This window comes from Nocardia sp. bgisy134 (assembly GCF_057708325.1).
Window position 1 is genome coordinate 194,691 of the sequence record NZ_JBYIRW010000012.1, and the last position, 23,882, is coordinate 218,572.

At 68.9% G+C, this 23,882-nt stretch carries 22 protein-coding genes; 10 read left to right on the plus strand and 12 right to left on the minus strand.

The annotated features are described in order from the left end of the window. Positions 1 to 421 precede the first annotated feature (421 nt). The gene (locus AC3ERS_RS22165) at positions 422 to 1,288 is read left to right on the plus strand and encodes an aminoglycoside 6-adenylyltransferase (protein ID WP_431969970.1); all 867 of its coding nucleotides are present in this window, start codon (positions 422 to 424) and stop codon (positions 1,286 to 1,288) included. Positions 1,289 to 1,310: 22 nt separating this feature from the next. Here the strand turns inward: AC3ERS_RS22165 and AC3ERS_RS22170 are convergent, their stop codons facing one another. After that, the gene (locus tag AC3ERS_RS22170) at positions 1,311 to 2,321 is read right to left on the minus strand and encodes a polysaccharide deacetylase family protein (RefSeq protein WP_431969971.1); all 1,011 of its coding nucleotides are present in this window, start codon (positions 2,319 to 2,321) and stop codon (positions 1,311 to 1,313) included. Positions 2,322 to 2,436: 115 nt separating this feature from the next. Between AC3ERS_RS22170 and AC3ERS_RS22175 the strand changes: the two genes are divergently transcribed. The 6 genes from AC3ERS_RS22175 to AC3ERS_RS22200 all read left to right on the plus strand — a co-directional run bounded on the left by AC3ERS_RS22175 (position 2,437) and on the right by AC3ERS_RS22200 (position 9,579). Continuing rightward, positions 2,437 to 4,017 (plus strand): putative glycoside hydrolase, encoded by a 1,581-nt coding sequence (locus AC3ERS_RS22175; protein ID WP_431969972.1) that lies wholly within the window; start codon positions 2,437 to 2,439, stop codon positions 4,015 to 4,017. Positions 4,018 to 4,343: 326 nt separating this feature from the next. Continuing rightward, entirely contained in the window at positions 4,344 to 5,426 is a 1,083-nt protein-coding gene (locus tag AC3ERS_RS22180; RefSeq protein WP_431969973.1) for an ABC transporter substrate-binding protein, read from the plus strand. Further along, positions 5,423 to 6,268: an ABC transporter ATP-binding protein gene (locus AC3ERS_RS22185; protein ID WP_431969974.1), complete on the plus strand. Its 846-nt coding sequence runs from the start codon at positions 5,423 to 5,425 to the stop codon at positions 6,266 to 6,268. The genes AC3ERS_RS22180 and AC3ERS_RS22185 overlap by 4 nt, the downstream gene beginning before the upstream one ends. Beyond that, on the plus strand, positions 6,261 to 7,142 hold the full coding sequence (locus AC3ERS_RS22190) for an ABC transporter permease (RefSeq protein ID WP_431969975.1): 882 nt from the start codon (positions 6,261 to 6,263) through the stop codon (positions 7,140 to 7,142). Before AC3ERS_RS22185 ends, AC3ERS_RS22190 begins: the two co-directional genes overlap by 8 nt. Positions 7,143 to 7,175: 33 nt before the next feature. Continuing rightward, positions 7,176 to 8,522 carry an LLM class flavin-dependent oxidoreductase gene (locus AC3ERS_RS22195; protein ID WP_431969976.1) on the plus strand — a complete coding sequence of 449 codons (1,347 nt, stop codon included), beginning with the start codon at positions 7,176 to 7,178 and terminating at the stop codon, positions 8,520 to 8,522. A 127-nt stretch (positions 8,523 to 8,649) separates the two neighbouring features. Further along, positions 8,650 to 9,579, plus strand: a complete 930-nt coding sequence (locus tag AC3ERS_RS22200) for a TauD/TfdA dioxygenase family protein (protein WP_431969977.1) — start codon at positions 8,650 to 8,652, stop codon at positions 9,577 to 9,579. Between the two features lie 64 nt (positions 9,580 to 9,643). Here AC3ERS_RS22200 and car read toward each other — a convergent pair whose 3' ends face one another. The 5 genes from car to AC3ERS_RS22225 form a co-directional block, all read right to left on the minus strand. Beyond that, entirely contained in the window at positions 9,644 to 13,132 is a 3,489-nt protein-coding gene (gene car, locus AC3ERS_RS22205) for a carboxylic acid reductase (RefSeq protein ID WP_431969978.1), read from the minus strand. A 106-nt stretch (positions 13,133 to 13,238) separates the two neighbouring features. Continuing rightward, positions 13,239 to 13,997: an acyl-[acyl-carrier-protein] thioesterase gene (locus AC3ERS_RS22210; protein ID WP_431969979.1), complete on the minus strand. Its 759-nt coding sequence runs from the start codon at positions 13,995 to 13,997 to the stop codon at positions 13,239 to 13,241. 147 nt (positions 13,998 to 14,144) lie between these two features. Next, positions 14,145 to 14,690, minus strand: a complete 546-nt coding sequence (locus AC3ERS_RS22215; protein ID WP_431969980.1) for a carboxymuconolactone decarboxylase family protein — start codon at positions 14,688 to 14,690, stop codon at positions 14,145 to 14,147. An 87-nt stretch (positions 14,691 to 14,777) separates the two neighbouring features. After that, positions 14,778 to 15,143 (minus strand): DUF3703 domain-containing protein, encoded by a 366-nt coding sequence (locus tag AC3ERS_RS22220; RefSeq protein ID WP_431969981.1) that lies wholly within the window; start codon positions 15,141 to 15,143, stop codon positions 14,778 to 14,780. Between the two features lie 109 nt (positions 15,144 to 15,252). Beyond that, a complete protein-coding gene (locus AC3ERS_RS22225; RefSeq protein WP_431969982.1) occupies positions 15,253 to 16,179 on the minus strand; it encodes a MerR family transcriptional regulator in 927 nt (308 codons plus the stop codon). A 135-nt stretch (positions 16,180 to 16,314) separates the two neighbouring features. Here AC3ERS_RS22225 and acpM point away from each other — a divergent pair, with 135 nt between their 5' ends. Beyond that, positions 16,315 to 16,620 carry a meromycolate extension acyl carrier protein AcpM gene (acpM, locus tag AC3ERS_RS22230; RefSeq protein ID WP_431969983.1) on the plus strand — a complete coding sequence of 102 codons (306 nt, stop codon included), beginning with the start codon at positions 16,315 to 16,317 and terminating at the stop codon, positions 16,618 to 16,620. A 43-nt stretch (positions 16,621 to 16,663) separates the two neighbouring features. Beyond that, on the plus strand, positions 16,664 to 17,107 hold the full coding sequence (locus AC3ERS_RS22235; protein WP_431969984.1) for an SRPBCC family protein: 444 nt from the start codon (positions 16,664 to 16,666) through the stop codon (positions 17,105 to 17,107). A gap of 103 nt (positions 17,108 to 17,210) precedes the next feature. On the opposite strand, the gene AC3ERS_RS22240 is transcribed toward AC3ERS_RS22235, so the two are convergent. The 3 genes from AC3ERS_RS22240 to AC3ERS_RS22250 form a co-directional block, all read right to left on the minus strand. Beyond that, on the minus strand, positions 17,211 to 17,669 hold the full coding sequence (locus tag AC3ERS_RS22240; RefSeq protein WP_431969985.1) for a hypothetical protein: 459 nt from the start codon (positions 17,667 to 17,669) through the stop codon (positions 17,211 to 17,213). 346 nt (positions 17,670 to 18,015) lie between these two features. Then, the gene (locus AC3ERS_RS22245; protein ID WP_431969986.1) at positions 18,016 to 18,822 is read right to left on the minus strand and encodes a phosphotransferase family protein; all 807 of its coding nucleotides are present in this window, start codon (positions 18,820 to 18,822) and stop codon (positions 18,016 to 18,018) included. A 100-nt stretch (positions 18,823 to 18,922) separates the two neighbouring features. Next, positions 18,923 to 19,819: a helix-turn-helix transcriptional regulator gene (locus tag AC3ERS_RS22250; protein WP_431969987.1), complete on the minus strand. Its 897-nt coding sequence runs from the start codon at positions 19,817 to 19,819 to the stop codon at positions 18,923 to 18,925. A 149-nt stretch (positions 19,820 to 19,968) separates the two neighbouring features. Here AC3ERS_RS22250 and AC3ERS_RS22255 point away from each other — a divergent pair, with 149 nt between their 5' ends. Then, on the plus strand, positions 19,969 to 20,391 hold the full coding sequence (locus tag AC3ERS_RS22255; protein ID WP_431969988.1) for an SRPBCC family protein: 423 nt from the start codon (positions 19,969 to 19,971) through the stop codon (positions 20,389 to 20,391). A gap of 97 nt (positions 20,392 to 20,488) precedes the next feature. Here the strand turns inward: AC3ERS_RS22255 and der are convergent, their stop codons facing one another. From der to AC3ERS_RS22270, 3 genes are all read right to left on the minus strand, one after another. Then, the gene (gene der, locus AC3ERS_RS22260) at positions 20,489 to 21,904 is read right to left on the minus strand and encodes a ribosome biogenesis GTPase Der (RefSeq protein ID WP_431969989.1); all 1,416 of its coding nucleotides are present in this window, start codon (positions 21,902 to 21,904) and stop codon (positions 20,489 to 20,491) included. After that, complete coding sequence (cmk, locus tag AC3ERS_RS22265) at positions 21,901 to 22,572, minus strand: (d)CMP kinase (RefSeq protein WP_431970019.1); 672 nt, start codon at positions 22,570 to 22,572, stop codon at positions 21,901 to 21,903. Before cmk ends, der begins: the two co-directional genes overlap by 4 nt. 65 nt (positions 22,573 to 22,637) lie before the next feature. Next, positions 22,638 to 23,876 carry a pseudouridine synthase gene (locus AC3ERS_RS22270; RefSeq protein WP_431969990.1) on the minus strand — a complete coding sequence of 413 codons (1,239 nt, stop codon included), beginning with the start codon at positions 23,874 to 23,876 and terminating at the stop codon, positions 22,638 to 22,640. Positions 23,877 to 23,882 lie beyond the last annotated feature (6 nt).

The following is a 23,882-nucleotide window of genomic DNA, read 5'->3' on the forward strand; positions in this document are numbered from 1 at the left end:
ACGAAATACGACTGGTGAGGGATACCTCGAATCCGCGATTACTCACGGCGAAGTGTGCCTTGTCATAGCCGATCGATCCATCTCTTGCCCGTCGTGGCGTCGAACGCGTCGGCTCGTGGCACGACCGTGACCGCTTCGCGCGCACCGCGCAACACAGCGTGACCTCGGCGGAATTACGACCTGCAACACCTTCTGTCTGCGTAAATTCGGTAACGACACGATGTCTTTCACCCGAAACGGGCTGGTGCAGCAAATTATTGGCTTACGCTGGAACAGCCTTGGTAGCCCCGAGGTTGCAGGGTGGGTCGCAATGCCCCCAAAGCGCCCACCATCGCCGTGCAGGTCAGCTGGGACCAGGGTCCCGGCTTCAGCCCGAATCCCATCTGGCCCGCCGGAATTCCGCTCTTGATACGGTCGTCCGATGGAGGATGCCGAGGAACTCCTCGCCGCCGTCGTCACCTGGGCACGGCAGGACGACCGGATCACCGCACTCGTGCAGACCGGATCGCGCGGCCGCGGCGACCGAATCGACCGATACTCCGATCTCGATCTGGAGATCATCACTCCGCACTGGCCGGAATTCTTCGCCGACCGGAGCTGGCTGCACCGCTTCGGCGACGTCCTGCTGGCCGTGTCCTTCGAGGACGAGAACGAGGACGAGGCGATGGACCACCCGTGGCCCGCTCCCCTGGTTGTCGTCTACGCGGGTGGTCGCAAGATGGATGTCACGATCGCGGGCGAGGAACGCCTCACCGGCATGATCGAGCACGGACTCGACGAGTTGTACCAGCGCGGCTTCCGCGTCCATCTGGACCGCGCGGGCCTCGCCGCGCGGCTGCCTGCGCCCACCGGGGAAACCCCGAAGCCCGCGCTGCCCGATCTCGCCGAATTCACCGCGGTCACCGACGAATTCCTCTTCGAGGCCACGCAGGTGCCGATCTACCTGAACCGTGGCGAGCTGTGGGTGGCGAAGTTCCGGGACAACACCATGAAGGAGTGCCTGCTCCTCATGCTCGAGTGGTACGGGGCGAGCGACCCGGACCGTCCGCGCTACACCTGGTACATCGGCCACCACATGGACGAGTGGCTGCCCGCCGACCTGTGGCGGCGGGTGCACGAGACCTTCGGCCGCTTCGACGCCGACGACGCGCGGCGGGCGCTGGATGCCACGGTCGACCTGTTCGCGGAGGTCGCCGCCGAAGTCGCCGCCCGGCTCGGTTTCCCCTGGCACGGCGAACCCGTCGACGGCGTGCGACGACTGCTCGCCGAGTACCGGACGCACCGCTGAGCGGCCTTGGCCGGTGGGGCATTCAGTAGGCGCGCGCCCGATCCGCCCACGCCGCAGCGATTTCCGGCGCGAGACCGCGCGGGAACGAGACACGGCCGGGATCACCGTCGGACGTATAGCGCAGGCTCGGGTCCCGGGCGAGCCGGTCCAGCCAGTGCGCCGAATCGAACGGAACCTCTCCGCGCCCTGACCTGATCCGCGGAACACCGGCGGGATCGATCGCACCGTAGGGCGAGGGCGCGGGTTCGGCGCCCACCAGCATGACGGCCGCGAAGGAGTAGGGCGTGCCGTCCCATTCGCCCGCGGCGGCGAGCCGCCGGTCGGCGGGAAAGATGCCCAGCGGCAAGGCCATGGTGCGTACCGGGGCACCCGGTGCGGCCGCGGCGACGGCGCGCAGGTTCTGCACCAATTCGCGCTGCACTCCGGCCGCGTCCAAGCGGGACAGGTTGGCGTGCGATGCGGTGTGCGCGCCGAGGTCGTAGCCGTGTCCGGCGAGCCAGGCCAGCGCGCGGCGGTCGTCGCCGAATGCCTCGTTGTTCACGTAGAACGTCGCGGTCGGGCGGAAATCCGGGTGCGCGGCACCGAATTCCTCGAGTATGCCGATGGCGCTGTCCGGCGCGGGGCGTCCATCGCCGGTCAGGGTGAGCTGACTGACCGGCGAATCGTCGAAGGTGAGCACCACCGGGTGCGTGCCCGCCGGGATGTCGATGGCGCCGGAGACGTAGTCCGCGGCGGTGACCGGGCGGTAGCCCTCGCGGTACAGCCGCTCGAGTTCCGCGCGGAATTCCTCGGGCGTCTGGTCGTATTCGCCGGCGGGGTGCGCAGTCACCTGGTGGTACATCAGCACCGGGACGAGCCCGAGCTCGTTCGCGCCGACGGCGGCCGGGTCCACCGGCGGGGGCGTGGGTGCGGCGGGGGCCGGGCTGGAAACCACGGCGGGCGTGGTGGATTCGGCCGCGCCGCACCCGAGCAGCAGCGCGAACGTCAGCACCGACAGTGCGCATCGATACGCCAACGCGCCAAAGCTCGCCATCGGCTCACCGTACGCGGGCAATGTGCCGAATCAGCGACTTATGGGCGAAATGCCCGACATCGGGCCGCGCCGCCGTGGATAGTAGGGCAACTCGAGTCGAAAGTTGGTGCGCGCGTTGCTCAGACGTGTTCCGGATACCCGCGCTCGGCGGCTCGCTGCGATCGCGGTGGCCGTCGTCGGGTCGATGCTCGCCGCCGCGGTCCTTGTCGCGGCGTTCCGGCCTGCCGCCGAACGGTTCACCGTGACGGGGCTGCCCGCCGGCGTCGTCGGCGCCGCGGCCGCGCCGGAGCTGGCGCTGCGCGTCGACGTGGCGGGCCACGACCCGAACGCGGTCCGTCTCGAGCTCGACGGCACACCGGTCGAGGGCGTGGTCGAGGGCGACGACGTGGTCTACCGCCCGGGTGTATTGCCGGACGGCCCACACGAATTCACCGCGAAGATCCCCGTGGGCGGCCCGCTCGGCTTCCTGCGCTCCGATCCCGGCGCCACCGAGTCGTTCACGGTGGATTCGACGCCGCCCACGGTACAGCTGGACCGGACCGAGCCCGTGCGCTCCTACCGCGAGCCGGTCACGCTGCGCGGCAAGGCGATCGGCGCGCAGCGGGTCTCGGTCGGCGACGTCTCGGCGCCGACCGGTGACGACGGCGCCTTCGAGATCACCCTGCCGCGCGCGCCGAGCGGCGCCGAGCTCGTCGCGGTCGACGCCGCGGGCAACACGACGCGAACGCCCCTCACGGCGATCGTCGAGCTGCCGAGGATCAGGGCGGTGCACGTCACCGCGCACGCGTGGTCGCACGAAGGGCTGCGCGAGGGCGTGCTCGACCTGGCCCGCGCCGGACGCATCGATACTGTCCAGCTCGACATCAAGGACGAGGACGGCGTCGTCGGCTACGACTCCCAGGTGCCGCTGGCCAGGGAATCCGGCGCCGCCACGGCGATATACGACGCGCGCGCCGCGCTGACCCGGTTGCACGAGATGGGCCTGCGGGTGATCGGCCGGATCGTGGCGTTCCGCGACCCGACACTGGCCGAATGGGCCTGGCACGCGGGACGGACGGATTGGGTCGTGCAGAATCCCGGGGGCCAGCCGTATTCCAGCAAGTACGGGGCGATCGCCTTCACCAATTTCGCGCACCCGGAGGTGCGCAAGTACAACATCGATCTCGCGGCCGAAGCGGCGGCGCTCGGGTTCGACGAGATCATGTACGACTACATCCGGCGTCCGGACGGCAGCCTGTCGAGCATGGCGTTTCCCGGCGCGACGGTCGACCCGATCGTCTCGATCGCGGAGTTCCTGCGCGAGAGCCGGGATCCGGTGCACGACGCGGGCGCTTTCCAGAGCGCCGCGGTGTTCGGCATCGCCGCCACCCGGCCGGATCAGATCGCCCAGGACATTCCGATGATGGCCGCGCACCTCGACTACGTGGCGCCGATGGTCTATCCCTCGCACTGGAACTCGGGCGAGTACGGGGTCGCGAACCCGAATGGGCAGCCGTACGACATCGTGCTGCGCTCGCTGGAGGATTTCCGCCGGATCACCGAGGGCACCGGCGCGAAGGTCGTGCCGTGGCTACAGGACTTCAGCCTGGGCGTCACCTACGGTCCCGCCGAGGTCCAGGCCCAGATCGACGCGACCGCGGCCGCCGGGATCGACAGCTTCGTGCTGTGGAGTCCCGTCGTGCGGTACCACCTCTGAGCGCACCCCAAGGATTAGGCGCGACCTGCGCGGAATCATTGTCGCGCCGCGTCGGCCACGCGATAGTGCTTGCACGTCCGATTTGCCGCCGACACACGGGAGGTTCCCCATGGGTGAGCCCTATTCGTCGCGGGCAATGATCGTCTCCCTGCCGCTGACGCGTCGCCGCACGGTGGATCTCATGCGCGTCCCGCACGGAGTCTGTCGCCGCTGAACGGTGGCGCTTCGCCGCGCCACGCCCCTCGATCAGGTAGCCCTTCCCACGCTCACCTGCCGTACCGGCATGCCCTCGTCCGGTGGTGAGCGCATTCAGAAAGAACCGAAAGATGTTGTCCCTGAATCGACGACCGCGGGTGATCCGCGCGCTCGCCGCCGTCTTCGCGATCCCCACCGCCGTGGCGGTCCTGGCCGGGTGCGGCTCGTCCGAACCCGCCACCACCGCCGACGGCAAAACCGTGCTCCGCTACCAGGGGTCCACCGGCCAGGTCTCGGCCTTCGAATTGGCGGCCGATCTCGGCTACTTCTCGGAAATCGAGCTGCACTGGGAAGGCGACACCACCAGCGGGCCCGCCAACATCCAGGCCGCGGCCACCAAGCAGATCGAATTCGGCAGCGCCTTCAACGGCGCCGTCGTGAAGCTGGTGTCAGGCGGCGCGCCGGTCACCTCCGTGCTGAGTTCCTATGGCGCCGACGAACTCTCCTACACCGGCTACTTCGTGCGCGACGATTCCGGCATCACCTCTGCCCGGGATCTGATCGGCAAGAAGGTCGGAATCAACACCCTCGGCGCGCACCACGAGTTCGTCACGCGCGAATGGCTGCATCGCGAGGGGCTGAGCGATCAGGAGATCAAGCAGGTCGAGCTCGTGGTGGTGCCACCGGTGAACACCGAGGAAGCGCTGCGCAACAAGCAGATCGACGTGGCCGCGCTCGGCGGCGTGTTCCGGGAGACCGCGGTCGAGCGCGGCGGCATCCACCCGCTCTTCGCCGACAAGGCGATCTTCGGCGAGTTCGACTACGGCACCTACGTTTTCCGCAACGACTACATCCAGCAGCACCCGGCGGCGGTGCGCGACTTCGTGCAGGGCACGGCCCGCGCCACCCGCTGGCTCCAGGTGACGCCGCGCGACCAGGTACTCGCCCGCTTCGAATCCATCATCACCAAGCGCGGGCGCAACGAGAACACCGCACTGCTGAAGTACTGGCGCAGCCCCGGCATTCCGGTGCCCGGCGCGGTGATCGCGGAGAAGGAGCTGCAGATCTGGATCGACTGGCTGGTCCGCAACGGCGACCTGGCCCAGGGCAAGCTCTCGGCGAAGGACCTGTTCACCAACAAGGACAACCCGTACGCGAACGGCACCTACGGACCGACCACGGGCCCGACCGGAGAGGTGGTGGCAGCGAAATGACCGGCACCGCAGTCAAACTCCGCCTCAGCGGGGTGAGCAAGCAGTTCGCGATCCGCGGCTCGCAGGAACAGTTCACCGCGCTGGAGGACATCTCGCTCGACCTGCGCGAGGGCGAGTTCCTCGTGCTCGTCGGCCCCAGCGGGTCGGGCAAGTCGACGCTGCTGGATCTGCTCGGCGGGTTGAGCAAGCCCACTTCGGGACAGCTGCTGCTGGACGGCAAGCCGATCACCAAACCCGGCCTCGACCGCGGCATCGTGTTCCAGCAGTACGCGCTGCTGCCGTGGCGCACCGCGCGGACGAACATCGAGTTCGGGCTCGAGGCCAAGGGACTGCGCCGGGCGCAGCGCCGGGAACTGGCCGAGCACTACCTGGAACTGGTCGGACTGGCCGGGTTCGGCGACCGCTACCCGCACGAGCTGTCCGGCGGCATGAAACAGCGCGTGGCCATCGCGCGCAGCCTCGCCTTCGACCCCGAGGTGCTGCTGATGGACGAGCCGTTCGCCGCGTTGGACGCGCAGACCCGGGAATCGTTGCAGGACGAGCTGTTACGCATCTGGAAGGCGACCGGGAAGACGATCTTGTTCATCACCCACGGCATCGACGAGGCGGTCTACCTCGGACAGCGGGTCGCGGTGCTGACCTCGCGGCCGGGGCGGGTCAAGTCGATCCTCGAGATCGACATCGACCGCGAATCCGGAGCCGACATCCGTTCCGGCGAGCGTTTCCGCGAATACCGGCACGCGATCTGGGAGCTGTTGCAGACCGAAGTGAGTCGCGCGCAGGGAATCGAACGCGCGGAGATCGGCTCCGCGGGCAACGAGAGGAGGCACGCCCATGTCTAGCGCAGTGCCGGTCTTGGAGAAGACCGCAGGCCACAGGGCCGAACCGAAGACATCCACGCCCGCCCGACCGGCGCGCGTGCGTCCCGCACAAGCGTCCCGGTTGCTCGCCGCCGCCGTGCGGCTCGGCTGGCGCCTGCTGAAACCGACGATCGTCATCGCGCTGTTCCTCGCGCTGTGGGAGAGCGCGCCGCGGGTCGGGCTCGTCGACGAGGTCTTCCTGCCGCCCTTCTCGGTCGTGGTGCAGGCGTTCGCCGATCTGGTGGCCAGCGGCGAGATGTGGGAGCACGTCTCCACCAGCCTGACCCGCTCGCTCAGCGGTTTCACCTTGGCGCTGCTGGTCGCCATCCCGGTCGGCATCGGCATCGCCTGGTACCGGCCGGTAGCCGAGTTCCTGAATCCGATCCTCGAACTGTTCCGCAATACCGCTGCGCTGGCCCTGCTTCCGGTCTTCGTGCTGATCCTCGGCATCGGCGAGACGTCGAAGGTCGCGCTGGTGCTCTACGCGAGCTTCTTCCCGATCCTGCTGAACACCATCACCGGCGTGCGCACCGTCGACCCGCTGCTGATCAAGTCGGCGGTCTCGCTCGGCTTCGGACCGCTGCGGCTGTTCCAGAAGGTGGTGCTGCCCGCTGCGGTGCCGTCGATCTTCACCGGTGTCCGGATGGCCGCGGCGTCCTCGATCCTGGTGCTCATCGCCGCCGAAATGGTCGGCGCGCGCGCGGGACTCGGCTATCTCATCACCGCCGCGCAGCAGAACTTCCAGATCCCGAACATGTACGCGGGCATCCTCGCCATCTCGCTGCTCGGCCTGACCTTCAACTGGATCCTCGTCGCACTCGAGCGCCGCTTCTCCCGCTGGCGCAACCACTCCTGATCGTGCTCTTCCGAAAGAACGCAGAACCCCACCATGTCCGAACCTCGTAAGACCTTTCACCTCAATGCCTTCCTGATGGGCGTCGGCCATCACGAAGCCGCGTGGCGGCACCCGCGCACCGACGCGCGCCGGGTGCTCGACGTCGCGCACTTCCAGGAGCTCGGGCGCATCGCCGAGCGCGGCAAGCTCGATTCCGTATTCTTCGCCGACGGACTCGCGGTCGGTCCGCAGATCAAGCGCAACACGCTGGCCGTTTTCGAGCCGGTGACCCTGCTGTCGGCGATCGCCACGGCGACCGAGCGGATCGGGCTCATCGCGACCGCGTCGACGACCTACAACGAGCCGTTCAACCTGGCCCGCGTCTTCGCCTCGCTGGATCACCTTAGCGGCGGCCGCGCCGGCTGGAACATCGTCACCTCGGGTAACGAGCAGGAGGCCTTCAACTTCGGGTACGACGGCATCCCCGAGCACGCGCGCCGCTACGAACGCGCCCAGGAGTTCGTCGACGTCGCCGTTCAGCTGTGGGACAGCTGGGAATCGGGCGCGATCGTGCTCGACGAGGAAACCGGGTTGTTCGCCGACCCGGACCGGGTGCACACCATCGATTACGCGGGCGAGCGGTTCCGCGTCCGCGGCCCGCTCAACTCGCCGCGCAGCCCGCAAGGGCGTCCGCTGCTGGTGCAGGCCGGTTCGTCGGAGAGCGGCAAGGAGTTCGCCGCCCGGTACGCCGAGGCGGTGTTCACCGCACAGCGCACGCTCGAGGAAGGACAGCGGTTCTATCGCGACCTGAAGTCGCGGCTGCCCAAGTACGGGCGCTCCGCCGACGAGTTGAAGGTGCTGCCCGGTCTGGTGCCGTTCATCGCCGACACCCCCGAGCGGGCGCGCGCACTCGAGCAGGAATTCACCGAGCTCATCTCCCCCGACTACGCGCTGCGCCAGCTGTCCAGCCTGCTCGGCGTCGACCTGACCGCGCACGCGCTGGACGCGCCGCTGCCCCCGCTGCCCGAGGAGAGCGAGATCGAGGGCGGCAAGAGCCGATTCACGCTCGTCAAGGAACTCGCCGAGCAGGAGGACCTCACGGTGCGCCAGCTCATCGGCAAGCTCGGCGGTGGGCGCGGGCACCGCACGTTCGCCGGGACCCCGGAGCAGATCGCCGACGAGCTGCAGACCTGGTTCGAGAACGGCGCCGCCGACGGGTTCAACATCATGCCCCCGTACCTGCCCGGCGGACTCACCGACTTCGTCGACCGGGTGGTGCCGATCCTCCAGGAACGCGGGCTGTTCCGCACGGAGTACACGGCGACCACGCTGCGCGGGCACTACGGGCTGGAGCCGGTGGAAAGCCAATTCGCGCGGGAAACCGCGCGGGCGACCGCCTGAGCTCGCAGCGAATCACCGATGCCATGCCGCTGATCCGACGACTCGAGGTCGACTACATGCGCATGGGCAGCAGCAACTGTCGCCCTGACCGCCGCCCATCGCCGATCACCTCCCGAAAGACACGATCATGACCACCGTCAGCGAAGCCCCGACCACCGTCCACATCGCCCCTGTCGCCGGGCACATCGGCGCCGAGGTCACCGGCGTCGATCTGCGCGCCGATCTCACCGACCAGCAGGTCGCCGACCTCACCGCCGCGCTGCACGCGCACAAGGTGCTGTTCTTCCGCGACCAGCACATCGGCCACGCCGAACAGATCGCGTTCTCCCGGCGCTTCGGCTCCGTGACGCCCTCGCACCCCTACGACGACGACGCGCCCACCGAGTTCCCGGAGATCCTCGCCGTGGACAGCCGCCTGTACGAAAAGCGGTTCGGCGTGCGCAAATTCAGTTACACCAACCACTGGCACACCGATGTCTCGCCGCTGATCAACCCGCCCGCCGCCTCGCTGCTGCGTGCGGAGATCGCACCCGAGCGCGGCGGTGACACCAGCTGGACCAATCTGGCCGCCGCCTACGCGGGCCTACCCGAGTCGCTCCGTACCTTCGTCGACGGCCTGCGCGCCGAGCACCGGTTCGGCGGCAAGCAGCCCGCCTGGCAGGAGGACAGCGACTACGCGAAGAAGGTGGCCAAGGCGCCGCTGGTGACCGAACACCCTGTGGTGCGGGTGCATCCGGTGACCGGCGAACGCATCCTGTTCGTCAATCCCGGCTTCACCACCCGGATCGTCGGACTCAGCCCGCGCCAGAGCGACGCGCTGCTGAAGCTGCTGTTCGACGAGCTGTCCGATCCCGCCTACACCGTCCGATTCCGTTGGGAGAAGGGCAGTCTGGCGTTCTGGGACAACCGGGCCACCGCCCACCTCGCCCCGGGCGACCTCGCGCACCTCGACGTCACGCGGGTGCTCTACCGCACCACGCTCGAAGGCGACATCCCGGTCGGTATCGACGGCGCGCCGTCGACCTCGATCGCGGGCGACAAGTTCGTCGGGGCCTGATCCCGAGCCGCGAGGCCCCGCGCACCGGACCTCCGATGCGCGGGGCCTCGGGCTTTCGCCGCCATCAGAGCAGCCCGCGCCGCCGCAGATCGCCGACGTACTTCTCGATCAGCGCCGGCGACTGGTGCGGGATGTCCTCGGCGCCGGGAAGTTCGAGCGATCGAACCGCGGCGCGGAAGTTCTCGGCGGGCAGGGCCGCGCCGCGCAGGGGCGGCGCAGGCCGCCGGTACGCGTGCAGCAGCGGCAGCAGGGTGTGGGTGCGCTGACGCTCGGGAAGGGCGCGCAAGGCGGACTCGAAACGGGTGAGCCAGTCGTCGTAGTCGGCGATGCGGTGGATCGGGTGCCCCGCCTCGATCAGCCAGTCGACGAAGGTGTCCAGGGAGATCCCGTCGTCGTGCGGGTTGAGCACGTCGTAGCTGTGGAAGCCGTCGGTGGCCGCGGCGCCGAGCCCGGCGATGGTGGCGGCGGTGAAATCCGCGGGCAAGCCGTCGTAGTGGGCGCGCGGGCGCTTCCCGTCGGTGTCGGTCCGGTAGAAGGATCGGGGGGCGATGCCGGTGGCGAGCAGGCTGAGCAGCAGCCGGGTGAACATGTCGGGCACGTTGAGCTGACCTGCGTACCGGCTGTGCGCCAGGATCATGTCCGAGCGGAAGACCGCGACCGGCAGCCCGAACCGGGAATTGGCTTCGCGCAGTAGCACTTCGCCCGCCCATTTGCTGGTGCCGTACCCGTTGGCGTAGCTCTCGTCGATCACCCGGACCGGGCTCATCTCGCGAATGTCGCCGTCCTCGGCGAACTTCGACGGATCGATCTGCGCGGCGACCGCCACCGTGGAGAGGTAGTTGACCGGCTTGCGGCGCGTGGTCAGCGCCAGCCGGATCAGTTCGGCCGTGCCGACCACGTTGGGGCCGAACAGCTGCCGGTAGGGCAGGACGTGATTGACCAGCGCGGCGGGATGCACGACGAGGTCGACTTCCGCGGCGAGCCGCCGCCAAGTCGCCTCGTCCACACCGAGATTCGGTTCGCCGATATCGCCCGCGAGCACCTCGAGGCCGCGTTCGGCCAGCTCGTGGAAGCGATCGAGCAGTTCGGCGTCGCCGGTGTCGAAGACCTCGTCGAGCCGTTTGCGCGCGGCGTACCCGTCGGCGCCGCGCACCAGGCAGATCAGTTTGCCGCCAACGGCATTCAGCCGTTCCAGCCATTCCAGACAGAGGAAGCGGCCGAGGTAGCCGTTGGCTCCGGTGAGCAGCACCGTCCTGGCCGGACCGGTGGCGAGGGGCAGGTCCCCCGCGGTGGACAGCGTCGCCGGATCGAGGAACGCTTCCAGCGTGAGTTGCGCGGCGGTGACCCGGCCGGTGTCACCGTGCACGTCGACGAAGCTCGGCCGCTGCGCGGCGCCGGATCGGGCGGTGTCGATGTATTCGGCAAGTCCGCGCAGATCGTTCGCCGGGCTGGTGACCACGCCGACCGGCACCTCGACGCCGAAAACCTCGCCGAGCAGGTTCGACAGCGACAGGGCCGACAGCGAATCGCCGCCGAGATCGGTGAAGTGCGCGTCCGGGCGGATGTCCGCGCCCGCGCAGCCGAGCAGGGCGCGGGTCGCCCGGCCGACGATCTCCAGCACCGGTCGCGTCGCGGCCTCGTGGCGCAGCATGAGCAGTTCCTCGTTCTGGGCGGCGGCGAGATCGGCGTAGAGCTGTTCCAGGCGTTCGCCGTATCGCTGCTTCAGCTTGGGGCGCAACAGCTTTCCGATACCGGAGAGCAGCCCGTTCGCGGTGCTGAACGGTTCGGTCTCGATGAGGAAATCGCGCGGGATCTCATAGGAGTTCAGTTCCGCGTCCTTGGCGACCTGCTGCAACGATTCACTCAGCGCCGCCGCGAGTTCCGCGCCCTCCCAGCGGGCCAGCGCGTCAGCGGTCGGCACGATCACCGCGAGCAGATAGGCGCGCTCGCTGCTGCCGTGCACGAAGATCTGCCGCACCAGCGGGCTGCCCGCGAACACCGCCTCCAGCTTGGCGACCGTCACGAATTCGCCCTGGGACAGCTTCAGCACATTGTTGCGGCGATCGACGTAGATTAGGCGATCCGGACCGAGCTCGGCGACGATGTCGCCGGTGCGGTAGAAGCCGTCGTCGTCGAAGATCTCGGCATCGAGCTCGGGGCGCCGGTAGTACCCGGCGATCATCGCGGTCGTCTTCAGCAGCAGCTCGCCGCGCGGATGCGGCGAATCGGTATGGAAATAGCCGAGTTCCGGCACGTCGACGAGCTTGTAGTCGAGCACGGGGGGCCTGCGCACGATCGTGTCGATGACCAGTCCGCCGCCCGCCTCGGTCGAGCCGTAGCCGTCGTGCAGTTCCATGTCGAGCACGGACTCCACGAAAGTCTTCATCTCGGCGGCCAGCGGCGCACTGCCGCACATCGCGGTCATGTAGCGACCGCCGAAGAAGTCTTCCCGGAGTTCGGTTCTCACCGCTTCCTCGAGGTCGGCGGACGGGATGTCTCCATCCGCCCTGCGGTCGAGCTCGCTCTGATAGCGCTGAAAGACCATGTCGCACACGCGCGGCACGAAGAACAGCTCGGTGGGCCGCACCAGGGCGATGTCCTCGAACAACGTCGACATATCGCTCGCCGCGGTGAAATACGCCGTGCCGCCGCGGGCGAGCACCCCGTACAGGCTCATCCGGCCCGCCACGTGACTCATCGGCATGTAGTTGAGGTTGATCGACGCGACCAGCGGCTGGGCCAGCCACATCGCGGTCACCAAGGCTCCCGTGTACATCGCGCCCTTGGGCGTTCCGGTGCTGCCCGAAGTGTAGATGAGCAGGGCGAGCTCGTCGTCGTCGGGATCGTGCAGCGGCGCGGGCGGGAGTCCGCGGCCACGCGCGACGATGTCGTCCAGGGTGTCGATCACGATCGAGGAGGCGGACAGGCGGCGGCGGGCCGATTCCAGCGCCTCCCGGTGATCGTCGTCGCCAGGGTGGTAGTCGAACACGATCAGGCGCTCGGGCGGGTGACCTTCGAGCACACCGGTCACGGCGTGGTCGAGCAGGTCGAGGCTGGTGGCGAGCACCCGAGGTGCTGTCTCGGCGAGGATGGGCCGCAACTGCGCGACGGAGGCACCGGATTGCAGCGGCACCGCGACGGCGCCGAGATGCACGCAGGCGAGATCCAGGACGGTGTACTCGGCGCTGGTGAAGCCGAGGATGGCGACGAAATCGCCCGCGCGCACCGAGATCTCGTGATGCCAGTGGGCGGCGACCGCGCCCACCCGCGCCCACACCTCGCCGTAGGTCACGGTGTCGAAGGTCGGCAGCAGCCGCGTCGTCCGGCGGCCGGTCCGCGGGTCGGTGCTCAGCTCCACCGCTCGCTGCCCGAGCGCGGGGCGCTCGGCGTAGCCGGTCATGACGGTCTCCACGATCCGCGGCAGCCGCGTTCCCGGCTGCCGGATCAGTGCACTGATCTCCCGGGTCGGCGCCGCGTCCCGGATCTGCCGATGCTCGGCATACAACCGCGCGATCCGCTCGGTTTGTCGCGCGACCTGTGCTTCGTCCGCCATTGGTCCGCCTCCACGATGAGCCATCCCCACCCGACACGTTAGCTCAACTAAGGATCTCGGTCACGGGTTCCTCGAAGCCCGAGACCGCATCGTCACTCCCGCTCGGTCAGAGCGGGGTGATGCGGGCGACCGCGCGCGCTTCGTCGCCGACGGCGAGCCAGGCGTCCAGGGTGTCGCCGGCGCGACGGCCGACCACCCGGACCTGCTCGCCGGATTCGAGCGGCTTGGCGTACTCGATGATCACCCGGTACGGGGCCGCGAGCAGGTCGGCGTGCCCGGCCAGCAGTTCCTCGAGCGCACCGAGGTATACCGCGTTGTTGACGTGGTCGAGCACGTCGATGTCGGCCACCCGCAGCGGGAACGGCAGCACCTCGACGTCGGCCGACGCCGCGTCGGGCATGGATTCGGTGAGGGCGGCCCGCCAACGCAGGCGATGCTCGCTGGTACCGGCCAGCATCGGCGCCATGAAGCGGTCGCTCATCCTGGTCGGCACGCCGCTCTCGATACCGAAGTGGATCACGAAGGCCTCGGTCTCGATGTGGCCGCCTTCGCTGCCCAAGATCTGCACCCGCATGGTGCACCAGCGGTTCGACAGGGCCGAGCACCAGCGGTGCAGGGTGACCCGCTCGCCCCACACCACGGGCTCGAGCACGTCGATCACCGTGCGGCGCACCACCCAGCCCCGATGCGTGTCGCCATCCTCCACCGCCTCGAGATGTTCGAAGGCGATGTCCTGCAGGTAGCGGGCGATCGCGTCGAGGCGGAGCCGGTGTTCCCTGTCGATGTCGGCGAGGCGGACCGGCCACCCCGTCTGAAAAAGGGTTCCTGCGGGCGGACGCTCCGGCAATACGCTGGGAATGACCATGGTCGGATGATGCCAGGACGTCCGCCGGTCAGCTTGTCCGGGACGGCGCTGCGTTCAGTCGAGCGTCCCGCCGAGCCGATTCGAGCGTCGCTGATTCGAACGTCTCGTTGCCGATTCGAGCGTCCCTTTCAGCCGATTCGAGACCGCTCAGCCGATCCGAGACTCCGGAAGCGCGCACGCCATGCCCTCGGCCATGCCGGTGGGTCGCACGCCGAGCGCCTGGTTGAGCCGGGCGCGCTGGTTCTCCCAGGAGATCGCGGCGGCGAGCTCGGCGAGCTGCGCCTTGGTGAGATGGACCAGCAGTCGATCGCGCAGGTCGTCCAGTTCGACCGCGGGCGTCGCCGTGACGGCCTCGGCGTAGGCGATGACCAGTTTCTCCAGCTCGGTATAGGCATCGCTGGTCCGATAGCGCGGCAGCTCGGTGATCTGCCGCTCGGTGACCCCGGCGGACTGGGCGATGGCCGAGCCGATATCGAGGCAGAATTCGCAGTTCACCAGGCCCGCGGTCTTCAGCTCGGCCAAGTCTTTGAGATGCGGGTCGAGGCGGTTGGCGAAGATCGACATCGTCTCGTAGACCGCCGTGCTCACCAGCAGCTGCGGCCTGCGCCCCAGCCACCCGACGAGATCGGTGCGGTTCCGGCGGGCCCGCCGGAACGCCCCAACATGGCTCCGAATACGTTGAACAGTTCGCATTCTCCGGACTCCCCTTCGCTCGTCGCGAGTATTTCCGGTCGACGCCATCCTACGCTCGAAACGACGGCCTGTAGTAGAGATTCGGGGCTAGGTGCGGGCGGTCTCGCCGCGCCCTGCTTCGAGGATCGCGGCCAGGTCGGCGGGAATCGGCATGGGCGTCATGATGCCCACGGCGGTGCGGCCGGTGTTGCCGATCGGTACCCGGCCCAGCGACGAACCGAGACCCGCGCCCGACAGCCGAACCACTTGGCCCAACGCCTCCTTCCGGTCGCGGCACCGCAGCGCCAGCCGCAGCATGTGCCAGTGCGAGCGAGTGTGCGGCCACGGCCACGGCTGCGACAGGATGTGTGCGCGCTCCAACGCGCGCCACATGTCGCCGAGATCGGTGGCGGCACTCGCGGCACGCAGTTCCTCTTCGAAGGCGCTGCGAACGGTGGGCGGCATGGGGGCCATGGTTACTCCTGGACTCGTCGAATGTCTTCGCCCTCGACCCTCGCCGATCGGCCCGCTCGAAGTCTTGAACAAACCTGCTGCGCCTCGCCCCCGAACACTGGTCGGGCACCTATGCATCGGCGAGGTCGGTGGAGTGAGCCAGCGCATTGTAGACCCAGTCGTGGGCTCGTCCGACAGTGACACGAGGTCCGAAGAACCGTTCTGTCAGCGCCCAGTAACGGTGAATCCGGTGGTCGGAATCGGTGGCGTCGATCAGCAACTGTTCGCGGAAACGCGGGGAATCACGCTTCCCGCGCGCGTGAGCATGGGCGTCGACGAACCGATCGAGTTCGCTTCCGGCCTGCGGTCGCACGCCTTCCGCTACGAGTGGCACAACGTCCACCATCACGTCACCCACGTCGGCGTACAGCGCTCGCGGGTCGCGGATCAGCTCCGGCTGATTCCGCCAGTATTGCTGCCGCACAGCACCATTCATCTGGGGGTCGGCGACAAGAGCGGCCAATTCGGCATACGCGACAACCTCGTCGACGGACGGATCAGCAGGCGGCTCCGGGACATTCCAGCACACCCACGGATCGCTGTCGCACCGCGGTAGCGGTGCGAGAATGTGCCGCCAGAACCGTACGAGGTACTCGTGCACCGCACCACCATCCTGCGCGGCAGCCAGCAACGCGAGTCGCTCGCCCCGCTCCGCCGGAGCAACCGTCTCGATAGCCCGCAGTGACGCCCGCCGCCACGCCAGCGACCTCAATTCGATATCGAGCCGCTCACTTTCGGCAGCGATGGCCTCTGTCATCGACCGCTCTTCCTGCAGCACGTCGGTGATCGAGTCCAGCCCGAGACCGAGAGCGCGCAACCGCCGCACCAACAGCAGTCGTTCGGTGGCGCTGCCAGCGTCGAACTTCCGATGCCCGCCTGCGCTGCGCTGGGACTCCAGAATGCCTTCGTCGCAGTAGAACCGGATCGTTCGCACTGCGAGCCCGGTCCTGCGCGCCAACTCCCCGATGCTCACCAGCGATCGTGTGTTGTCCGTCACAACCTGTTGAACCTCCACCCCACTGGAGCTCATAGCGTACTGGCACCGCCGTCCGCCACCGACAGCGGAAACCGAAGCGGTGGCGGAGGACGGTGGAGACCTACGTATATGTCGTCACACCGAGGAGGGTGTTTCGTGGCTACCACGCAACAAGAAATCGTCGCAGGCATCGCGGAGATCGTCGAGGAGGTAACGGGTATCGACGCCGCAGAGGTGGTGATCGAGAAGTCCTTCGTCGATGATCTGGACATCGACTCGTTGTCACTGGTGGAGATCGCCGTGCAGCTCGAGGACAAGTACAGCGTGAAGGTCCCCGACGAGGACCTTGCGAGCCTGCGAACCGTCGGCGACGCGGTGGCGTACGTCCAGAAGATGGAGGCCGAGAAGCCTCAGCTCGCCGCGGAGATGGAAGCGAAATACAAGGAAGGCCAGGAGAATTGAGCGGCCCCGGGCAGTCCGGCCCCGCGGTGGAGGTGGTGAGCCGGTGATCGCTGATCCGCAGTTGAATCCCGCCGCAGTCGAGCTCGGCAGCTTCTTCCGGCAGCCACCGTACGCGGTATGGTGCGCGTTGACGGAGCCGGATCTGCTGCAGCGGTGGTTGCTTCGACCGACCGGGTTCGCCGCCTCGGCCGGAACCCACTTCCGATTCACCATCCCGGACGCATCGATCAACGAGATCATCTGCGAGGTGCTGACGGCCCGGCCGTACGAGCAGCTGACCTACCGCTGGATATATCCGCAGGCCGAGTATCCCGCTCGGTGGATTGTCGACTGGACGCTGCATCCGCAGGGTCGTGGCACACGACTTCTGCTGACGCAGACGGGTTTCGACATCGAAGATCGTCGACAGAAGATGGTGCGCAACGCCGTGGAGCGCAGTTGGAAACGACGGGTCCTACCGCGGCTCGGTGAGGTGATCCACCACTGATCCGCGTGTAGGACGGAGATCGTGCCGACGCACCTGCGGTGGAGTTGTTCTAGAAGAGCATCGCGTGCGAGCCCCGTTCCGGCGTCTCCAGGGTGTGGCGGTGTCAGGGCTTGGCGGGCAAGGCCAGCGCCGCGTCGATGGTGGCATCGAGGAAGGCGAGAGTGTCGCGGCGGCGGGCCAGTGGGTTGCGGTAGCTGCGGTGGCCCTCGGCGCCGTTGGTCCGCAGGTGCAGGCTTTCGGCGATGATGCGCTGCCAGCACGGATCGAACATCCTCTGGGCGTAGCGGCCGGCGCCGGATTTGGAAGTCATCGATCCGGTGGCGAGAAGGTGGTGCAGTCGGCTCACGCCGAGAACGGCCCAGACCGGGAACCACGGACTGACCCCCACGATGAGAGGCATCGGGCGCCGCTGTCGATGCTGTTGCCACCACGGCCGCCAGTAGGCGCGGAGGTTGTCGACGGTGAACTCGCGCAAGGCTTTCTGGTCCGCCCACAGGTCGAGGTCGGTCGGCTGTGGCCCGCGCACGGCAATCCCGTGCCAGGCCAGCTCGCAAAACGTCACCGGGTTGATGCCGGACCGTCCAGCCGGTGTGAACCGGCTCTCCTGGGCGCAGGGGACTTCGGGGCAACCGCTGGGCCCAGCTGCGAGGTCGGCCCATGTGAGAACCACCCCGTCGAAGTTCGGCCGTGGGAAGGCGGCCACGGTTCGGGCGTGTGCCTCGGCCAACGCCACCATCGCCGGAGACTCTCTCTCGAGGCGATGGTCGGTCACGACGACGAAGTCGATATCGCTGGCCGTGTGGAGTCGACCGCCCCCGGCGCCGCGTGGTCGAAAGTCGCCCAAGGCTACCGATCCCACCAGGTAAAAGGGGTTCGGCATACGGAAATGAACTCGGCGCGTTGGTCTTTCACCATCGCGCGCTACCGCCGGGAACGCGGCACGACTGGATGTCTCGTTGTTGTCGGTCCCGCGCCTGGGCTCTCAGCACGTCGACCTCGCAGCCCGGCGAGGCCGGGTCGAAGCCGTGCTCGACCAGCCAGCGGACCCCCAGCAGGCTGCGCAACGACCACCACGCGCGGATCACGTCGGGGTCGACGTCGGTGCCGTAGCCGGCGAGGACGTCGTCGAGGCGCTCCGGGTGCCCGAGCGTCAAGGTGGCGAGGTCGTACAAGGCATCGCCCCGGGCCGCCTCGGACCAGTCGAGCACGCCGGTGATCTCGTCACCGTCGACGAACACGTGGGTGACCTGCAGGTCGCCGTGGGTGAACACCGGTGTCCACGGCCGCAGCGCCGCCTCGGCAATCCGGCGGTTGCGCGTGACCACGTCGGCGGGAAGGACACTGTTGTCGACGAGCCACTCGCATTCGCCGTCGAGCTGCGAGGCGATCTCGTCGAGGCTGCGACCGGGCCATGGCGGCAGCGGCGCGTCGTGCAGTATCCGTGCGGCGGCACCCGCCGCGGCCCACGCCGCCGCCGACGCTGTCGACGGTTCGCCGAGGCGGCCGAGTGCCGTGCCGGGCAGGGCGTCGAGCGCGAGCACGGGCGGCTTGCGCCACAAGACCTCCGGAGTCGGGATCGGCGCCATGGCCATCGCCTCGACCTCGACGTCGGTGCGCGTCTGATCAGCGTCGATCTTCAGGAACACCTCGCCAACGCGCACGGTCGCGCGCTCGTGATGGGCGACGACGACCTCGACTTGTTCCACCTCGGCCATTATCGCGGGGATGATCACCCACGTCGCCGGGTTTATCGCGGGCAAGTGACCGGTCGAGCTTCGCGGCGGGTGGAAGCTGTGTGGCGACGCCGCGCCGCTGTCACGGGTGCGCGGGCCGGGGGTGGAGGGTGCCGCGCCAGGCGAGATTGTTGAATTCCGAAGGCGGAGCGCCGAACATGCTGCGGCAGACGCGGGTCAGGTGGGCGCTGTCGGCGAAGCCTGCCTCGTGCGCCACCTCGGTGAGCGAGAGGCCCGCCGCGAGCAGTTCCGCGGCGCGCTGCATCCGTAGCCAGCGCAGATACGGCCGGAACGGCAGCCCGAGTTCGGCCGAGAAGACGTGGGCCAGACGGCTTTCCGAGAGATGTACGGCACGGGCCAGTTCGGCGAGCCGGACGGGACCGGTGGACATTCGCTCCGGCAGCAACCGCAGCACCTCGGCGACCGCTGGATGGCGCACCGTCTCCCCCGCCGCACCGACCCGCACCCACTCCGCCTCCGCCTCCGATTCCGAGGCGAGCGCCGAGCACACCCAGTCGACGAAGGCGGCCGCCTCGGCAGTGAGGGCGTACGACGGTGCACCGGTGGATAGTTCGTCGGGTGACGGATCGCTCACGCGCTGCCCGGCGCGTAGCCATTCGCCGAGCGCGTCGAGCCGCAATTCCGCTGCGGCGCAGGCCCATCCGTGGGCGGAGTCGCGCGGACGCGCCAGCGTTGCCCATCGCCTGCCCGGCGCCGACTCAGGATCCAAATGCACCAGTGCACCATGTGAAGCACCGCGCACGACCGCGTGCGCCACGTCCGGCGGAACGACGGCCGCGCGGCAGACCACCCGCTCCCCCGATTGGTCCGACAGCACCATGTCCTCGTCGGCGACGATGATCTGCACCGTGTGATGGGCGTGCAACGCGGCGGTCCCGATCTGCCCGAGGATCACCAGCCGCCCCGGCCGCAGCGCGGCCACACCCCGCCACCGTCTCGTGTCGCCACCGTCCACCATGTTCTCAGTGTCACCTGGACTCCGCGATCGACCGCATCGGGTCGACGCAGGCGCGCGGTGTCGGTAAGCGCTGAGCGCCGGATTTCTCGAACACCTCGACCTCCTGGTCCTCGTGGCTCGACCGGTGCATCGGTGATACAACAACGGTCATGTGGAAGTACGAGCACAGCGCCGAGACGGCCGTGAGCCCGGAGGCGCTGTGGCGCAGCTGGTCCGATCCGAACCGCTGGCCGGAGTGGAATCCGGGCATCGAAACCTTCGAGCTGGATGGTCCTTTCGCGCCGGGCACCAGCTTCCGCATGACGTCCCCGGACGGGGATACGGTCGAACTCCGCTTCGTGGAGATCGTGCCGGGCGAACTGTGGAGCGACGTCTTCACCGGTGACGGTTTCGACATCCTCACCGTGCACCGTCTGGAGTCGTTGCCGTCGGGGCTGACTCGGGTGATCTACCGGACCGAGATCACCGGCCCCGCGGCGGATACCGCAGGCCCCGAGATCGGCCCGCAGATCACCGCCGACTTCCCCGAGGTCGTGGCGGGGCTCATCGAGCACGCCGAGCAGTCGGCCTGACCGATTCCGCTCTGATCCGGGGGCAGACCGAGTAGGCCAGGGAGGTTCGCGGGCCCCGGGTGGACGATGTCCTCCCGGGGCCCGCGTCAGCTCCGAACTACTTCTTCCGATCCCGCTTCTCGCGCACCCGCACCGAGATGCGCACCGGCGACCCGTCGAATCCGAATTCCTCGCGCAGGCGGCGTTCCAGGAAGCGGCGGTAGCCGGCCTCCAGGAATCCGGTGGTGAACAGCACGAAGGTGGGCGGACGGGTGGAGGCCTGCGTCGCGAAGAGGATGCGGGGCAGGCGGCCGCCGCGCATCGGCGGCGGCGTGGCCGCGACCACTTCCTTGAGCCAGGTGTTGAGACGGCCCGTGGCAATGCGCTTGTCCCAGGATTCCAGCGCGGTCTCCATGGCGGGCACCAGCTTCTGCACGGCGCGGCCGGTGTGGGCGGAGATGTTGACCCGCTGGGCCCACGGCACCCGGACCAGTTCGCGGTCGACCTCCTTCTCCAGCTGGAGGCGGCGGTCCTCGTCGACCAGGTCCCACTTGTTGAAGGCCAGCACCAGCGCCCGGCCGGAGTCGGCGACCAGGCTGATCACCCGCAGGTCCTGCTCGGTGATCGGCTGCGAGGCGTCGATCAGCATGATCGCCACCTCGGAGGCCTCCAGCGCCGACTTGGTGCGCAGCGAGGCGTAGAACTCGGTGCCGCTGGCGGTGGAGACCTTGCGACGCAGGCCCGCGGTGTCGACGAATTTCCAGATCTTGCCGCCCAAGTCGACGAGCGAGTCGACCGGATCGACGGTGGTGCCCGCGACATCGTGCACCACCGAGCGCTCGTCGCCGGCCAGCTTGTTGAGCAGGCTTGACTTGCCGACGTTCGGCTTGCCGACCAGAGAGACACGGCGCGGCCCGACGCCGCCGGTGCCCTCGCGCGGGGTCTCGGGCAGCACCTCGAGCACGTCGTCGAGCAGGTCGCCGGTGCCGCGGCCGTGCGAGGCGGAGACCATGCGCGGCTCGCCGAGCCCGAGCGACCACAGCGACGCCGCCTCGGCCTCGAGGCGCTGGTCGTCGACCTTGTTGGCGACCAGGATGACCGGGATCTTCGACCGGCGCAGCTTCTTGACCGCGGCCTCGTCGGTGGCGGTCCCCCCGACGGTCGCGTCGACCACGAGCAGGATCGCGTCGGCGGTCGCCATGGCCACCTCGGCCTGACGGGCCACGTGCTGCTGCAAGCCCTTGGCGTCGGGCTCCCACCCGCCGGTGTCCTGCACCATGAATCGCCTGCCCGCCCAGCTCGCCTCGTAGGAGATGCGGTCGCGGGTGACGCCGGGGATGTCCTCGACGACGGCCTCGCGGCGGCCGAGGATCCGGTTCACCAGGGTGGACTTGCCGACGTTCGGGCGGCCGACCACCGCGAGGGTGGGCATGGCGAGATGTTCCTCGCCCTCCTGTTCACCTTCGAGATCGGCAATCTCCCAGTCGGTTTCGTCGCTCCATACGCCGTCGCCGGCTAGGACGTCTTCGGTCACCGGTCCCCTCCGATAGTCGAAATCTGCTGCGCGACGACGCGATACAGCTCGTCGATGACCTCGTCCATGTTCAGCTCGCTGGTGTCGACGAGCATCGCGTCCTCGGCGGGACGCAGCGGGGACACCTTGCGGGTGGAGTCGAGGTTGTCGCGACGCTGCACGTCGGCGAGCACGGCCGCGTAGTCGTCGCCGCGGCCTTCCCGGATGTTCTGCTGGTTGCGCCGTTCGGCGCGCGCCTCCGCGGAGGCGGTCAGGTAGATCTTGGCGTCCGCGGCGGGCAGCACCACGGTGCCGATGTCACGGCCCTCGACGACGATGCGCCGGGCCGACGCGGTGAGCTCGCGCTGCATCGCGACGAGCAGCTCACGCACCTCGGCCACCGCCGACACGGCCGAGACCGCTTTCGTGACCGCGTCGCCGCGGATCTCGGCGGACACGTCCTCGCCGTCGAGCTCGATCACCTCGTGGCTGGGATCGGTGCCGATCGTCAGCGGCAGCTCCTTGACAGCGGCGCCGATGGCCGCGCTGTCGGTGAGCTCGATGCCCGTCCGCAGCACCCGCAGCGTGGCGACGCGGTACATGGCGCCGGTGTCGAGATAGCGGGCGCCGAGCCGGGTGGCGAGGCGCCGGGAGACGCTGGACTTACCGGTGCCCGAAGGCCCGTCCATGGCGACCACCAGCGAAGCCTGGCCCGCCACCGGGCCGGGAACCTCGACCGGAATCTCCACACCGTTCACAACGACACCGCCTCGTAGAGTTTGCCGATTTCATCGCGACCGAGCACACGCAGGGTGCCGGGCCGTTGATCGCCCAGCGCCACCGGGCCGATATGGGTGCGCACCAGCCGGGTCACCGGATGGCCGACCGCGTCGAGCAGGCGGCGCACGATGTGCTTGCGCCCCTCGTGCAACACCACTTTCACCAGCGAGCGTCCCTCGCCGAGCTCGAGCACCTGGAAGCGGTCCACCTTGGCGGGGCCGTCCTCCAGCTCGACGCCGTCGCGCAGCCGCTTGCCGATGATCTTGTTGTTGACCTCTCCCTGCACGGTGGCCAGGTAGGTCTTGGACACCTCGAACGACGGGTGCATCAGCCGGTGCGCGAGATCGCCGTCGTTGGTGAGCAGCAGCAGCCCCTCGGTGTCGGCGTCCAGCCGACCGACGTGGAACAGCCGCTGCCCGGCCGCGATGCGCTCGGCGACGATGTCACCGACGCAGGGCCTGCCCAGGTCGTCGGACATGGTGGACTGCCAGCCCTTGGGCTTGTTGAGCGCGACGTGCACCAGCTCGTCGCGGACCACGACGCGCGTTCCGTCGACGCGGACCACGGCCGTCTGCGGGTCGATGCGCAGACCCTGCTCGCGCACGATCGCACCGTCGACCTCGACTCGGCCCTGATCGATCATCTCCTCGGCCGCGCGCCGCGAGGCGACACCGGCCTTCGCGAGCACCTTCTGCAACCGCTCGCCCTCGCCCCACGGCAGCTTGGCCGGACCCTCGGTCTGCGCGGGCTCGACGTTCTGGCGGCGTGCCGGTTTGGCATTGCTCAGCAGCGGCTGCGCGGGGATCTGGCGCTGCGGCTTGGGGTTCTTCGACTTGCGCGCGGCCGGAGCCTTGGCCGGGCCCTGGCCCCACGAGGACCGCTGCGCCGGAGCGCCCTGGCCGGAGCCGCCGCGGCCGGAGCCGCGCTGGGCAGAACCGCCCTGGCTCGATCCGTGCTGGTCCGATCCACGCTGGCCGGAACCGCGCTGGCCCGCGCCGCGCTGGGCGGAACCGCCCTGGCCCGCACCCCCCGCGCCGCGCCGTGCGCCGCCCCTGTCGTCCGACCCCCACGGTGCGGCGCCGCGCGCTGTTCCGCCGCGCTGGGCTGCTCTGGCGCCGCGGGCGCCGACGGCGCGACCCGTGCCGCCTCTGGCGGGCTGGGCGCTGTTCTTCTTACGATCCGGTGTGCCATCTCGGCGAGCGGGCGTATTCATCTGTCC

Excerpts from the sequence above, each read along its gene's own strand:
- AC3ERS_RS22170 (WP_431969971.1), bottom strand. The coding sequence starts at position 2,321 with ATGGCGAGCTTTGGCGCGTTGGCGTATCGATGCGCACTGTCGGTGCTG.
- cmk (WP_431970019.1), bottom strand. The coding sequence starts at position 22,572 with ATGGACGGGCCTTCGGGCACCGGTAAGTCCAGCGTCTCCCGGCGCCTC.
- AC3ERS_RS22220 (WP_431969981.1), bottom strand. The coding sequence starts at position 15,143 with ATGGCCCCCATGCCGCCCACCGTTCGCAGCGCCTTCGAAGAGGAACTG.
- AC3ERS_RS22215 (WP_431969980.1), bottom strand. The coding sequence starts at position 14,690 with ATGCGAACTGTTCAACGTATTCGGAGCCATGTTGGGGCGTTCCGGCGG.
- AC3ERS_RS22255 (WP_431969988.1), top strand. The coding sequence starts at position 19,969 with ATGTGGAAGTACGAGCACAGCGCCGAGACGGCCGTGAGCCCGGAGGCG.
- AC3ERS_RS22195 (WP_431969976.1), top strand. The coding sequence starts at position 7,176 with ATGTCCGAACCTCGTAAGACCTTTCACCTCAATGCCTTCCTGATGGGC.
- AC3ERS_RS22190 (WP_431969975.1), top strand. The coding sequence starts at position 6,261 with ATGTCTAGCGCAGTGCCGGTCTTGGAGAAGACCGCAGGCCACAGGGCC.
- AC3ERS_RS22245 (WP_431969986.1), bottom strand. The coding sequence starts at position 18,822 with ATGGCCGAGGTGGAACAAGTCGAGGTCGTCGTCGCCCATCACGAGCGC.
- AC3ERS_RS22185 (WP_431969974.1), top strand. The coding sequence starts at position 5,423 with ATGACCGGCACCGCAGTCAAACTCCGCCTCAGCGGGGTGAGCAAGCAG.
- car (WP_431969978.1), bottom strand. The coding sequence starts at position 13,132 with ATGGCGGACGAAGCACAGGTCGCGCGACAAACCGAGCGGATCGCGCGG.
- AC3ERS_RS22270 (WP_431969990.1), bottom strand. The coding sequence starts at position 23,876 with ATGAATACGCCCGCTCGCCGAGATGGCACACCGGATCGTAAGAAGAAC.
- AC3ERS_RS22180 (WP_431969973.1), top strand. The coding sequence starts at position 4,344 with ATGTTGTCCCTGAATCGACGACCGCGGGTGATCCGCGCGCTCGCCGCC.
- AC3ERS_RS22210 (WP_431969979.1), bottom strand. The coding sequence starts at position 13,997 with ATGGTCATTCCCAGCGTATTGCCGGAGCGTCCGCCCGCAGGAACCCTT.
- AC3ERS_RS22250 (WP_431969987.1), bottom strand. The coding sequence starts at position 19,819 with ATGGTGGACGGTGGCGACACGAGACGGTGGCGGGGTGTGGCCGCGCTG.
- AC3ERS_RS22200 (WP_431969977.1), top strand. The coding sequence starts at position 8,650 with ATGACCACCGTCAGCGAAGCCCCGACCACCGTCCACATCGCCCCTGTC.
- AC3ERS_RS22165 (WP_431969970.1), top strand. The coding sequence starts at position 422 with ATGGAGGATGCCGAGGAACTCCTCGCCGCCGTCGTCACCTGGGCACGG.